General features: G+C 65.4%; 10 protein-coding genes and 1 tRNA gene. 7 read left to right on the top strand and 4 right to left on the bottom strand.

Translation table 11 applies throughout. The annotated features are described in order from the left end of the window. Positions 1–116 precede the first annotated feature (116 nt). A complete protein-coding gene (gene ompR / locus AAN986_RS18335; RefSeq protein WP_017404718.1) occupies positions 117–854 on the bottom strand; it encodes a two-component system response regulator OmpR in 738 nt (245 codons plus the stop codon). Positions 855–1159: 305 nt separating this feature from the next. Here ompR and AAN986_RS18330 point away from each other — a divergent pair, with 305 nt between their 5' ends. Then, the gene (locus AAN986_RS18330) at positions 1160–1906 is read left to right on the top strand and encodes an SIMPL domain-containing protein (RefSeq protein ID WP_047217665.1); all 747 of its coding nucleotides are present in this window, start codon (positions 1160–1162) and stop codon (positions 1904–1906) included. Positions 1907–1979: 73 nt separating this feature from the next. Here AAN986_RS18330 and AAN986_RS18325 read toward each other — a convergent pair whose 3' ends face one another. Then, positions 1980–2774: a 3-hydroxybutyrate dehydrogenase gene (locus AAN986_RS18325; protein ID WP_012204702.1), complete on the bottom strand. Its 795-nt coding sequence runs from the start codon at positions 2772–2774 to the stop codon at positions 1980–1982. 69 nt (positions 2775–2843) lie between these two features. Here AAN986_RS18325 and AAN986_RS18320 point away from each other — a divergent pair, with 69 nt between their 5' ends. The 3 genes from AAN986_RS18320 to AAN986_RS18310 all read left to right on the top strand — a co-directional run bounded on the left by AAN986_RS18320 (position 2844) and on the right by AAN986_RS18310 (position 6241). Then, the gene (locus AAN986_RS18320; RefSeq protein ID WP_200903739.1) at positions 2844–3851 is read left to right on the top strand and encodes an alpha/beta hydrolase; all 1008 of its coding nucleotides are present in this window, start codon (positions 2844–2846) and stop codon (positions 3849–3851) included. Beyond that, entirely contained in the window at positions 3848–6097 is a 2250-nt protein-coding gene (locus AAN986_RS18315) for a bifunctional (p)ppGpp synthetase/guanosine-3',5'-bis(diphosphate) 3'-pyrophosphohydrolase (RefSeq protein WP_016445274.1), read from the top strand. The genes AAN986_RS18320 and AAN986_RS18315 overlap by 4 nt, the downstream gene beginning before the upstream one ends. A gap of 67 nt (positions 6098–6164) precedes the next feature. Further along, positions 6165–6241 (top strand) — tRNA-Val (locus AAN986_RS18310). A 146-nt stretch (positions 6242–6387) separates the two neighbouring features. Here the strand turns inward: AAN986_RS18310 and speG are convergent. Both speG and AAN986_RS18300 read right to left on the bottom strand, forming a co-directional pair. Beyond that, a complete protein-coding gene (speG, locus tag AAN986_RS18305; protein WP_016445275.1) occupies positions 6388–6918 on the bottom strand; it encodes a spermidine N1-acetyltransferase in 531 nt (176 codons plus the stop codon). 4 nt (positions 6919–6922) lie between these two features. Then, positions 6923–7603 (bottom strand): TetR/AcrR family transcriptional regulator, encoded by a 681-nt coding sequence (locus AAN986_RS18300; protein WP_047217667.1) that lies wholly within the window; start codon positions 7601–7603, stop codon positions 6923–6925. 324 nt (positions 7604–7927) lie between these two features. Between AAN986_RS18300 and AAN986_RS18295 the strand changes: the two genes are divergently transcribed. The 3 genes from AAN986_RS18295 (at position 7928) to AAN986_RS18285 (ending at position 12274) form a co-directional block, all read left to right on the top strand. Continuing rightward, on the top strand, positions 7928–9295 hold the full coding sequence (locus AAN986_RS18295; RefSeq protein ID WP_047217668.1) for an NAD(P)-dependent oxidoreductase: 1368 nt from the start codon (positions 7928–7930) through the stop codon (positions 9293–9295). Positions 9296–9329: 34 nt separating this feature from the next. Beyond that, positions 9330–10649: an NAD-dependent dihydropyrimidine dehydrogenase subunit PreA gene (preA, locus tag AAN986_RS18290; protein WP_013803150.1), complete on the top strand. Its 1320-nt coding sequence runs from the start codon at positions 9330–9332 to the stop codon at positions 10647–10649. Positions 10650–10780: 131 nt separating this feature from the next. Beyond that, the gene (locus AAN986_RS18285; protein ID WP_047217669.1) at positions 10781–12274 is read left to right on the top strand and encodes an NCS1 family nucleobase:cation symporter-1; all 1494 of its coding nucleotides are present in this window, start codon (positions 10781–10783) and stop codon (positions 12272–12274) included. Positions 12275–12300: the final 26 nt, after the last annotated feature.

The following is a 12300-nucleotide window of genomic DNA, read 5'->3' as shown; positions in this document are numbered from 1 at the left end:
GTTACGGCCCCAACCCAGGGACGCCAAGCAAGAGCCGCCTCGCGGCGAGGGCGTCGTCCCCCTCCTGCGGAGCGAGAGAGGGGGAAGGCGCGCAGCGCCTCAGGGGGTGATGCATTTCAGTTCGCGCCGTCCGGTACGAACACATAGCCGACGCCCCAGACCGTCTGGATATAGCGCGGAGCGGCGGCATCTTCCTCGATCAGCTTGCGCAGGCGCGAGACCTGCACGTCCAGGCTGCGGTCGAAGGGCTCGAACTCGCGGCCACGCGCCAGCAGGGCCAGCTTCTCGCGCGACAGCGGCTGGCGCGGGTGGCGCACCAGGGCCTTGAGCATGGCGAATTCGCCCGTGGTCAGCGGCAGTTCCTCGCCGTTCTTTTGCAGCACGCGCGTGCCCAGGTCGAAGGTGAAGGGGCCGAAGCTCACCACCTCGTTGTCGCCGGAAGGCGCGCCCGGCGCTTCCTGCGGCGGGCGGCGGCGCAGCACGGCATGGATGCGGGCCAGCAGTTCGCGCGGGTTGAAGGGCTTGCCCAGGTAGTCGTCGGCGCCCACTTCCAGGCCCACGATGCGGTCCACATCCTCGCCCTTGGCGGTCAGCATGATGATGGGCGTGCGGTCGTTGGCCGAGCGCAGGCGGCGGCAGATGGACAGGCCATCTTCGCCGGGCATCATCAGGTCAAGCACGATCAGGTCCACCGTTTCGCGCAGCAGGATGCGGTTCAGCGCCTTGCCATCTTCGGCAATCATGATCTCGAAGCCTTCCTGCGTCAGGTAGCGGCGCAGCAGGTCGCGGATGCGCGCATCGTCATCCACCACCAGGATCTTGTCGGTGCGGTTGGTCGTAGTGGCCATGTTCATCCTCGGTCGGTCATTTGTAACAGCCGCCATTGTTACCAGCTTGCGCCGAAAAGTCTGGACAAACCCCCGAAATATTGCCGTGTGTTACAGATGTTGCGTTTAAATTTAGAACGGAAAATGTGTCTTTAGAATATTTAACTATGGGTTTTCCATGTTGATGCATTTATCGTTGCAATAATGTTGTCAATGGAGGAGCCGGCAGGCCTGCTTGGCTCCACACCTGTCACCATCTGGCGGCATGCCGTAGCGAAAGGGCGGCATGCAGTTGTATCCCTGAACTACCTTTCATTTCAAAGGGTGAACGCATGAGCAAGCTTTCCAAACAGCTGTCCCGCCCCTGGGTCAAGTCCGTGGTCGCGGCCACTGCGCTGGCCTGTGCCAGCGGTGCCTGGGCGCAGAACGCCGCCACGGCGCCGGCACAGCCTGCCAACGTGGTGCAGTTGTCTGCAGAAGGCTCGGTGGACGTGGTGCAGGACCTGCTGACCGCCACCTTGTCGGCCACGCGCGAAGGGCGCGATGCCGCCACGGTCCAGTCCCAGCTGCAGAAGGTGGTCGAGGCCGCCATGGCCGTGACCAAGCGCAGCGCCCAGTCGGGCCAGATGGATGTGAGCACCGGCAGCTTCGGCATCTATCCGCGCTATGGCAAGGACAACAAGGTGGAAGGCTGGCAGGGCCGCGCCGAGATTCTTCTGCAGGGCCGCGACTTCGCGCGCATCACGCAGACGGCGGCACAGGTGCAGGACATGACGCTGTCGCAAGTGGGCTTCGGCCTGTCGCGCGAGGCCCGTGAAAAGGTCGAAGGCGAGGCCCAGGCCAAGGCCATCGAGCAGTTCAAGCAGCGCGCCTCCACGCTGTCCAAGAGCTTCGGCTTTGCCAACTACAGCCTGCGCGAGGTCAACGTGAGCAGCAGCGACACCTCCGTGCCCATGCCGCGTCCGCGCATGATGGCCATGTCCGCCAAGGCCGCTGGCGCGGAAATGGATGCCGTGTCCGTGGAAGCGGGCAAGGCGCAGGTGATGGTCCACGTGTCGGGCTCGGTGCAGATGTACTGAGCAGGCGTGGGTCGCCCATGAAAAAAGGAGCGCCGTGGCGCTCCTTTTTTGACGTGAACCGGTGCTGGCGCGCTTACTGCGCCGCCCAGCCGCCATCCATGTTCCAGGCCACGCCGCGCACATTGGCTGCGGCGGGCGAGCAGAAGAACACCGCCAGTTCGCCCAGTTCCTCGGGCGTGGTGAACTGCATGGAGGGCTCTTTCTCGCCCAGCAGCAGCTTCTTGGCTTCTTCGTTGCTGATGCCGTGCTGCTCGGCCTTGGCGTCCACCTGCTTTTGCACCAGTGGCGTCAGCACCCAGCCGGGGCAGATGGCGTTGCAGGTGATGCCGGAGGTGGCGTTCTCCAGCGCCGTGACCTTGGTCAGCCCGACAATGCCGTGCTTGGCCGCCACGTAGGCAGACTTCTGCGCCGAACCCACCAGGCCGTGCACAGAGGCCACGTTGATGATGCGGCCCCAGCCCTTGCCGCCATCGGCCGCCTGCATCATGGGCAGGACCAGGCGCGAGGTGTGGAAGGCGCTGGACAGGTTGATGGCGATGATGGAATCCCAGCGCTCGGGCGGGAAGTCTTCCACGCGCGCCACGTGCTGGATGCCGGCATTGTTCACGAGGATGTCGATCTGGCCGAAGTTGCGCACGCTGTACTGGACCATGTCCTCGATGTCTGCCACGCGGCTCATGTCGGCGCCGTGGTAGGCGACCTGGGCGCCGGCGGCCTGGCCTGCGGCCAGCACTTCGGCACGGGGGCCGTCCACATCGCCGAAACCATTGAGCACGATATTGGCGCCCTGGCGGGCCAGCGCCTTCGCGATCCCGAGGCCGATGCCGCTGGTCGAGCCGGTCACGAGGGCGGTCTTGCCTTTCAACATAGAGAGTCTCCGAATGAATGTACGATGCAACACAGCCATTATCGGCGCCGGCTCCGCGAATGCGTTTCCATGAATCATCCTACGCTGAACTACGTATCCTGCCCGGGGGTTGCCGGGCGTGCCTCACCCTGGAGCCGTACTGCCAGCCCGGCTGCTCAAGAGAATGCTTCGCACCGCATGGCTTATTGGGAATGGAATCGCACCGGCGATCCGCACCATCCCCATGTCGTGGTCTGCGTGCACGGCCTTTCGCGCCAGGGGCGTGACTTTGATGCGCTGGCCGAGCGGCTCAGCGAACGTGCCCGCGTGATCTGCCCCGATGTGGTCGGGCGTGGCGAAAGCGACTGGCTGCAGGATCCGACCGCCTACCAGGTGCCTCTTTACGCAGCCGACATGCTGGCCTTGCTGGCCCAGGTGCATGCGCAGGCGCCTGTCGAACAATTGGATTGGGTGGGCACCAGCATGGGCGGGCTGATCGGCATGGCGCTTGCGGGCCAGCCGGGGCTGCCGCTGCCGGCGCCCATCCGCAGGCTGGTGCTCAACGATGTGGGACCTGTCATCGAGTGGTCTGCCCTGGAGCGCATAGGGCAGTACCTGGGCAAGGGCGCGCATTTTGAAAATCTTGAGCAGGCAGCCCATGCGCTGCTCTTGATTTCCGAAGGCTTCGGCCCACATAGCGAAGGGCAATGGTTGCGATTGACGCGACCTATGATGCGGCCGGCCGCCGATGGCGGCCTTGTCCTGCACTATGACCCTCAGATTGCGGTGCCCCTGCAGCACATGACGCGCGAGATGGCCCAGGCCGGCGAAGCGCTGCTGTGGCAGCTGTATGACCAGATCAAGGCACGCGTCTTGCTAGTTCGTGGTGCGCAGTCCGATCTGCTGACGGCGGCCACGGCACAGGCCATGGCGCAGCGCGGCCCGAAGGCGCATTGCGTGGAATTTGAAGGGGTGGGGCATGCGCCCACCTTCGTCGCAGCAGGGCAGGTGGCCTTGCTGTGCCGGTTCTTATGGGGAGAAGAGCGCTTGCCAAGCACCATGAATCTTGCCGAGCAGGCCAGGGAGAGTGACGAATGAAGACTGCCAGCAGCGAGGCCGCCGTGCAGGCGCCTTCGCCCGGCGCAGCCGCGCCGGGCCAGGTGCCGTCGGTGCTGCCGCACCTGATCACGGCCACGTCGCAGACCCTGCCCGAACAGGTCAACGCGCTGGCGCGCGCGCGCAGCTTTGCCGAGCCGCTGATCGCCACCGAGACCATGGAGTCCGGTGAGAACACCATGGCCCATGCCGATGCGGTGGCTGCCATCCTCAAGACCATCGGCGGCTCCGAAACCATGCAGGCGGCGATCTATCTGGTGCATGCCAGCGTGCACCTCAATCGCCCGCAGGAAGTGATCGCCAAGGCCTTTGGCGAGAATTTCGCCACCCTGGCCGTGGAAACCAACAAGCTCATGCGCGTGCAGGAGCAGGCGCGCGGCGCCGAGCTGGGCGGCCAGTACCTGGACGATGAGGCCACGCAGACCGAGAACGTGCGCAAGATGCTGCTGGGTTTCTCGCGCGACCTGCGCGTGGTGCTGCTGCGGCTGGCGTCGCGCCTGCAGACGCTGCGCTATTACGCAGCCAGCAAGCGCCCGGTCTCGCCCGGCATTGCGCGCGAGGCGCTGACGGTGTTTGCGCCGCTGGCCAACCGGCTGGGCATCTGGCAGATCAAGTGGGAGCTGGAGGATCTGTCCCTGCGCTTCCTGGAGCCCGAGACCTACCGCGAAGTGGCCCGCCTGCTCGATGAAAAGCGCGTTGAGCGCGAAGCCTATATGGAGCAGATGCGCGCACGGCTGGAGGCCGACCTGCGCGCGCACAGCATCAGCGCCACCGTGCAAGGCAGGCCCAAGCACATCTACAGCATCGTCAAGAAGATGCGAGGCAAGTCGCTGAACTTCGACCAGGTCTTCGACATCCGCGCCATGCGTGTCGTCGTGCCCACGATCAAGGACTGCTACGCCACCCTGTCCTGGGTGCATGAGCAGTTCACGCCCATCGAGGCGGAATTCGACGACTACATCGCCAAGCCCAAGCCCAACGGCTACCAGTCGCTGCACACCGTGGTGCGCGACGAGACGGGCCGCGCCATCGAGATCCAGATCCGCACCCAGGCCATGCACGACCATGCCGAGCACGGCGTGGCCGCCCACTGGGCCTACAAGGAGGCGGGCACCAAGGGATACGCGGGTGTCACGGCCAGCAGCGAGTACGACGCCAAGATCGCCGTGCTGCGCCAGTTGCTGGCCTGGGGCAGCGACCTGGCGGGTGCGCACCATCGCGGCCTGTTCGAGGACCGCATCTACGTGCTCACTCCCGATGCGGCCGTCATCGAGCTGCCGCAGGGCGCGACGCCCGTGGATTTCGCCTATTCGGTGCACACCAGCCTGGGGCACCGCTGCCGCGGCGCGCGCGTGGACGGCGCCATGGTGCCGCTGAACACGCCGCTGCAAAACGGCCAGACCGTGGAGATCACCACGGTCAAGGAGGGGCGCCCCTCGCGCGACTGGCTCAACGCCGACCTCGGCTACCTGACCAGCAACCGGGCCAAGGCCAAGGTGCGTGCCTGGTTCAATGCCCAGGCCACGCACGAGACCGTGGCGCGCGGCCGCGAGGCGGTCGAGAAACTGCTGCAGCGCGAGGGCAAGACGGCCGTCAAGCTGGAGGAGCTGGCCGTTCAGCTCGGCTTCAAATCGGCCGATGCCTTGTTCGAAGTCGTCGGCAAGGATGAATACTCGCTGCGCAACATCGAGACCGTGCTGCGACCGGCCGAGGCGGAGGAGGAAGTCGAGGAATTCTCCCCGGTGCGCAAGGCACGCGGCACGGACTCGCCCAAGGGCGGCGTGCTGGTCGTGGGCGTGGATTCGCTGATGACGCAGCTGGCCAAGTGCTGCAAGCCTGCGCCGCCGGACGACATCCGGGGCTTTGTCACGCGCGGCAAGGGCGTGAGCGTGCACCGCTGCGACTGCTCCAACTTCCGTGAAATGGCAGCGCGCAATTCCGAGCGCGTGATTGACGTGGCCTGGGGCCAGCCCAAGGCGGCGGCCGTGGCCTCGGCCGTCTACCCGGTCGATGTGTCCGTGGAAGCGGCCGACCGGCAGGGCCTGCTGCGCGATATCTCCGAAGTCTTTGCGCGGGAGAAGACCAATGTCATCGGCGTGCAGACCCAATCCGTCAAGGGAACGGCCTGGATGACCTTCACCGTGGAAGTGGCCGATTCCGGTCGCCTCAACAAGGTGCTGGGCATTGTGGCCGCCGTGGCGGGCGTGCGTTCGGCACGGCGGCGCTGAGCCTGTTCGGGTATTTTTGCCGGAGCCCTGGAAAACCCGTGCTAGAATCGCTTTCTCGAACAAACACAGGCGCGTAGCTCAGCTGGTTAGAGCACCACCTTGACATGGTGGGGGTCGTTGGTTCGAGTCCAATCGCGCCTACCAATTTTCCATTGCCAGATGGAATGCAAGAAGCCTTCTGATCACTCAGAAGGCTTTTTTGTTTGGTTTTTTTGTTTGTGCGCCCGCCAACGATGGGAAGACTTGCCGGTCAAGGAGGCGGGCAGGGCCCGCGCTCCTCTGTCAGGAGGTCAGGTGCCGACTCCGGCCTGTGCCTGCAGGTAGTCGTTTTGCAGCAGGTACATGCGGATGGCGTTGCGGTACTGGCCGTTGGCGAAGAACTCGTCGATCAGCACGCCTTCCTGCACGAAGCCTATGCGCGCGTAGATGTGGATGGCCTTCTCGTTCTCCTGGTCCACATGGAGAAAGATCTTGTGCAGGTTGAGCGTCTTGAAGCCATAGTCCAGCGCCAGCCGCGTTGCCTGGGCTGCGATGCCCTGGCCCTGCTGCTCGGGGGCGATGATGATCTGGAATTCGGCGCGCCGGTGGATCAGGTCGATCTCCACCAGCTCGACGAGACCGGCGCGATCGCCCTGGTGCTCGACGATGAAGCGGCGCTCGGTCTGGTCGTGCACGTGCGCGTCGTAGAGCGCGGAAAGCTCGTCGAAGGTCTCGTAAGGCTCCTCGAACCAGTAGCGCATGATGGCGGCATTGTTGTTGAGCAGATGCACGGAGCGCAGATCTTCGCGCTCCAGGGGTCTCAGGCGGATGCTGTGATTCATGTGCTCATTGTGCGAGAGCCGCGGTATCCGGCTGCAGGCCACGGATTACCAGCCGGTAGATCAGGTCGGCCGCCGTGTCGTAGTCGTCGGCGGTCAGTTCCGGCCGGCCCAGCAGCAGCGCGAACTGGGCCTGCTGGTCGGCGTAGGCCTGGGTCACGGACCAGAGGATGAACATCAGGTGGGTGAAATCCACGCGGGCAATCTTGCCCTGCGCCACCCAGCGCTCGAAAGCCTGCACGTCGGCTGCCAGCGCCGGGCCTACCTGGCTCGATATGGCCTGCCCGAAGCGGGGCGCGCCGGCCATCACCTCGCGCGTGAAGACACGGGAGCCATGGGGCCGCTCGCGCGAGGACTGCAGCTTGGCCCGGATGTAGATGCGCAGGGCCTCCGCCGGGTCGTCGCCGCGCAGCAGGTCGGACATGCCGGCGAGCCACTGCGTCAGCACGTCGCCCAGCACGCGCAGATACAGCTCCTCCTTGCTGGCGAAGTAGTACAGCAGGTTGTGGCGGCTGAGGCCGGCGTCGTGCGCGATCAGTTCCAGCGATGCGCCTTCGAAGCCGTATTGCGCAAAGTGAAGCTCGGCCGTCTGCAGGATGTTCAGTTCCTTGCGCAGGCGTGCAGCCGTGGGTTTGCGCGTGGCCGATCGCGCCAGGGAAGGGGGCGCATTGTCAGAAAGGGTTGCCATTGCGCAGATGGTAAGTCGGGATAAGTGGCGCCATTTTGGTGCGATTGTCTGGCATCTTTCTTGCTGACGACTTTCTGGGTGATTTTACTGATTGGTAAATTTTTTCACCCGCGTAAATTCCGCTCCACCCCCAGTGCGCCCGACAAGAGGCGTCACTTGCACATGCGAGGACCACGATGAAACCTCCGAAGACTGTGTTGCTGGATCCGGGGCCTTGCAGGAGTTCCTCCTGCGGGCCGCCTTGCGTTGTCCGAGATGGCCCGGCATGGCCCTGCATGCCGTGTCCCCCTTCACGCCCTCAATCCTGACTCTGGAGGATGCACCATGGATAGCCCCTCGCACCGCGCCTGCGGCATTGCCGCCGGCCGACTGAACCTGGCCGACTACGCGGCCAATTTCTCCGACGCCCACCCCCCGCTGAACCGCGCCCAGGCCCTGATCGAGGCCGAGCGCTGCTACTACTGCTATGACGCGCCGTGCACCACGGCCTGCCCCACCAGCATCGATGTGCCGGCCTTCATCGCCCGCATCGCCCAGGACAACGTCCGTGGCGCGGCGCGCGAGATCCTGACGGCCAACCCGCTGGGCGGCATGTGCTCCCGTGTCTGCCCCACGGAGCAGTTGTGCGAGCAGGCCTGCGTGCGCAACACCCAGGAAGACAAGCCGGTCGAAATTGGTGCACTGCAACGCTATGCGACCGATGCCTTCATGGCCTCCGGTGGTGCACCGCTGTTCCAGCGTGCCGCCGCCACGGGCCGCAAGGTGGCCGTGGTCGGAGCTGGCCCTGCCGGCCTGACATGCGCGCACCAATTGGCGCTGCAGGGCCACGAGGTGGTGCTGTTCGACGCCCGGCCCAAGCTGGGCGGGCTCAATGAATACGGCCTGGCCAGCTACAAGACCCCCGGTGATTTTGCGCAAAAGGAAATCGACTGGCTGCTGTCCGTGGGCGGGATCACGCCGCGCAACAACCAGCGGCTGGGACGAGATTTCACGCTGGATTCGCTGCTGGCAGAGCATGACGCCGTATTCCTCGGCCTGGGCCTGGCGGGCGTCAATGCGCTGGGCGCGGCCGAGCCGCAGGCCGAAGGCTTGCGCAATGCGGTGGACTTCATTGCCGACATCCGCCAGACGGCCGACAAATCCATGGTGCCGGTGGGCCGGCGCGTGGTGGTGATCGGCGGCGGCATGACGGCGGTGGATGCGTCCGTGCAGGCCCGGCTGCTGGGCGCCGACGAGGTCACCATGTTCTACCGCCGGGGCAAGGATGCGCTGTCCGCCTCCTGGGTGGAGCAGGAATGGGCGCAGACCCATGGCGTCAACTTGCGGCTGTGGGCCGCGCCCCAGGAGATCCTGGTGCAGGACGGCAAGGTCTGCGGCGTGCGCATGGCCTGCACCCGCATGGAGGGCGACAGGCTGCAGGTGACGCAGGAGGTGTTCGACGTGCCGGCCGACATGGTGCTCAAGGCCATTGGCCAGACCTATGTCGCCACGCCGGCGGGCGCGGCCATTGCCTTGCGTGACGGCCGCATCGACACCGACGACGAAGGCCGCACCAGCGTGCCGCGCGTGTGGGCCGGCGGCGACTGCCGCGCCGGTGGCCAGGACCTGACCGTGCAGGCGGTGGAGCACGGCAAGGTCGCCGCGCGGGCCATGCACCAGGCGCTGACCAGCGCCGTGGCGGCCGGGGTTTGAGCGGCTGTGCCCGCGCTTTTCAAGGAGCATTGACATGGCAGACATCAGCAGCCGCTTTCTGGGCATTTCCAGCCCCAATCCGTTCTGGCTGGCCTCGGCACCGCCCACGGACAAGGAGATCAACGTCACCCGCGCATTCGAGGCCGGCTGGGGCGGCGTGGTGTGGAAGACGCTGGGCGAGGACCCGCATGTGGTCAACGTGAACGGGCCGCGCTACTCCACCCTCATGGCGCAGGACCGGCGCGTGATGGGCCTGAACAACATCGAGCTGATCACCGACCGGCCGCTGCGCACCAACCTGGAGGAAATGACCCGCGTGAAAAAGGCCTGGCCTGACCGCGCGCTGATCGCCTCGCTGATGGTGCCCTGCGTGGAGGAAAGCTGGAAGCGCATCCTGCCCATGGTGGAGGACACCGGCGCCGACGGGCTGGAGCTGAACTTCGGCTGCCCGCACGGCATGAGCGAGCGCGGCATGGGTGCGGCCGTGGGCCAGGTGCCCGAGTACATCCAGATGGTCACGCAGTGGTGCAAGCAGTACAGCCGGCTGCCGGTGATCGTGAAGCTCACGCCCAACATCACCGACGTGCGCTTTCCCGCGCGGGCGGCCAAGGCCGGCGGGGCGGATGCGGTGTCCCTGATCAACACCATCAACTCGCTGATGGGCGTGAACCTGGACACTCTGGTCATGCACCCCAGCACCGACGGCCAGGGCTCGCACGGCGGCTACTGCGGCCCGGCCGTGAAGCCCATCGCCCAGAACATGGTGGCCGAGATCGCGCGCGATCCGCAGACGGCGGGCCTGCCCATCTCGGGGATCGGCGGCATCACCACCTGGAAGGACGCGGCCGAATACATCGCGCTGGGATGCGGCAATGTCCAGGTGTGCACGGCGGCCATGGTCTACGGCTTTCGCATCGTGCAGGACATGTGCGACGGGCTGTCCAACTACATGGACGCGCACGGCTTTGCGCGCATCGAGGACTTCCAGGGCCGGGCCGTGCCCACGGTCAGGGACTGGAAGGACCTCAACCTCAACCACATCGACAAGGCCGTCATCAACCAGGACAGCTGCATCCAGTGCGGGCGCTGCCATGTGGCCTGCGAGGACACCTCCCACCAGGCCATCACTTTCAGCAAGGAGGGCGGTGTGCGCCGCTTCGAGGTGGATGACACCGAATGCGTGGGCTGCAACCTGTGCGTGTCCATCTGCCCCGTGCCCGAGTGCATCACCATGCGCAGCCTGCAGCCGGGCGAGGTGGACCCCCGCACCGGCCAGACGGTCACCGGGGAGTATGCGAACTGGACCACGCACCCGAACAACCCCATGCGCCAGGCCGTGACGGCGCAGGGCTAGAGGGGGCATTGCGGCAGGTCGGCGCACGGCCCGCATCCGGGCCGACCTGGCACGAAATGCGCTTGATGGAAACGGTCAGACCCTGGATCAGCAATGGATGGTGATTTCTCTCTTCGAGAAGGAGCTTCGCAATGTCGCATGCCCCGCATTCCGGTGAGTCCGCAGGCAGCCTGTGGAACCACGACCTCGCACCCACGCTGCCTAGCCAGCGCACCTGGACCTGGTACCACTTCGTCGCCCTGTGGATAGGCATGGTGATGTGCATCCCGGCCTACACGCTGGCCGCCAGCATGATCACGAACGGCATGTCGTGGTCGCAGGCTGTGATGACGGTGTTCCTGGGCAATCTCATCGTGCTGATTCCCATGCTGCTCATCGGCCATGCCGGGGCCAGGTACGGCATTCCTTTCGCTGTGCTGGCCCGTGCCTCGTTCGGCACCCACGGCGCCAAGCTGCCGGCCATGCTGCGGGCCCTGGTGGCCTGTGGCTGGTACGGCATCCAGACCTGGTTCGGCGGCATGATGATCTACACCCTGCTGGGCGTGCTGCTGGGCCATCCGCTGGAAGGCGAGAAGATCGCTGGCCTGGGCATCAATGTGGGGCAGTTGGTGTGCTTTCTGGTGTTCTGGGCGATCCAGTTCTACTTCGTGGTGCATGGCATCGAGTCCATCCGCAAGCTCGAGACCTGGACAGCGCCGCTCAAGATCCTGATCTGCTTCGTGCTGCTGGGATGGGTCTACCAGAAGGCCGGCGGCTTCGGCCCCATCATGGAGCAGCCTTCGCAGTACGCGCCGGGCGGCCCCAAGGCGGGCCAGTTCATGTCGGTGTTCTGGCCGTCGCTGACAGCCATGGTGGGCTTCTGGGCCACGCTGGCCTTGAACATTCCGGACTTCACGCGCTTTGCCAAGTCGCAGAAGGACCAGGTAGTGGGCCAGGCCATCGGCCTGCCCGTGCCCATGGGGCTGCTGGCCATGCTGGCGGTGGTGGTGACATCGGGCACCGTGGTGATCTACGGCAAGGCCCTGTGGGACCCCGTGGATGTCGCCAGCCGCATGACGGGCGCGGCCGTGCTGATCGCGCTGATCGTGCTGCTGATCGACACCGTGAGCGTGAACCTGGCGGCCAACCTGGTGGGGCCGGCCTATGACTTCTCCGCCCTGGCGCCCAGGAAGATCAGCTACCGCGTGGGCGGCTACATGACGGTGGCCATTGCCATCGTGATGATGCCCTGGAAGATCCTGGAATCGACCGAGGGCTACATCTTTACCTGGCTGATCGGCTACTCGGCACTGCTGGGGCCGATCGCGGGCATTCTGATGGTGGACTACTTCCTGGTGCGCAAAAAGCAGCTGGTGGTGGAAGACCTGTACAGGGAAGAGGGCGTCTACCGCTACTCCAACGGCTGGAACTGGGTGGCCGTGGCCGCCTTCGCCCTGGGCGTGGCGCCCAACCTGCCCGGCTTCCTGCACGCAGCGTTCCCCGCTGCATTCCCGAACGTGGGTGATTTCTTCAAGCATGCCTATGACTACGCATGGTTCATCGGCCTGTTCATTGCCGGCGTGGTCTACCGCATCGGCATGGCAGGCCAGGTGACCAAGGGCGCACCCGCGCTGAGCAAGGCATAGGCCGGACCAACCAACAGGAGGCATGA

It is taken from the genome of Delftia sp. DS1230, from assembly GCF_040112715.1.
Taxonomy (GTDB): domain Bacteria; phylum Pseudomonadota; class Gammaproteobacteria; order Burkholderiales; family Burkholderiaceae_C; genus Comamonas; species Comamonas tsuruhatensis.
The sequence above is the reverse complement of the archived record's forward strand: the minus strand, read 5'-3'. Positions and strand labels throughout refer to the sequence as shown.

Excerpts from the sequence above, each read along its gene's own strand:
- AAN986_RS18295 (WP_047217668.1), top strand. The coding sequence starts at position 7,928 with ATGGATAGCCCCTCGCACCGCGCCTGCGGCATTGCCGCCGGCCGACTG.
- AAN986_RS18320 (WP_200903739.1), top strand. The coding sequence starts at position 2,844 with ATGAATCATCCTACGCTGAACTACGTATCCTGCCCGGGGGTTGCCGGG.
- AAN986_RS18315 (WP_016445274.1), top strand. The coding sequence starts at position 3,848 with ATGAAGACTGCCAGCAGCGAGGCCGCCGTGCAGGCGCCTTCGCCCGGC.
- AAN986_RS18300 (WP_047217667.1), bottom strand. The coding sequence starts at position 7,603 with ATGGCAACCCTTTCTGACAATGCGCCCCCTTCCCTGGCGCGATCGGCC.
- ompR (WP_017404718.1), bottom strand. The coding sequence starts at position 854 with ATGAACATGGCCACTACGACCAACCGCACCGACAAGATCCTGGTGGTG.
- speG (WP_016445275.1), bottom strand. The coding sequence starts at position 6,918 with ATGAATCACAGCATCCGCCTGAGACCCCTGGAGCGCGAAGATCTGCGC.
- AAN986_RS18325 (WP_012204702.1), bottom strand. The coding sequence starts at position 2,774 with ATGTTGAAAGGCAAGACCGCCCTCGTGACCGGCTCGACCAGCGGCATC.
- AAN986_RS18285 (WP_047217669.1), top strand. The coding sequence starts at position 10,781 with ATGTCGCATGCCCCGCATTCCGGTGAGTCCGCAGGCAGCCTGTGGAAC.
- AAN986_RS18330 (WP_047217665.1), top strand. The coding sequence starts at position 1,160 with ATGAGCAAGCTTTCCAAACAGCTGTCCCGCCCCTGGGTCAAGTCCGTG.
- preA (WP_013803150.1), top strand. The coding sequence starts at position 9,330 with ATGGCAGACATCAGCAGCCGCTTTCTGGGCATTTCCAGCCCCAATCCG.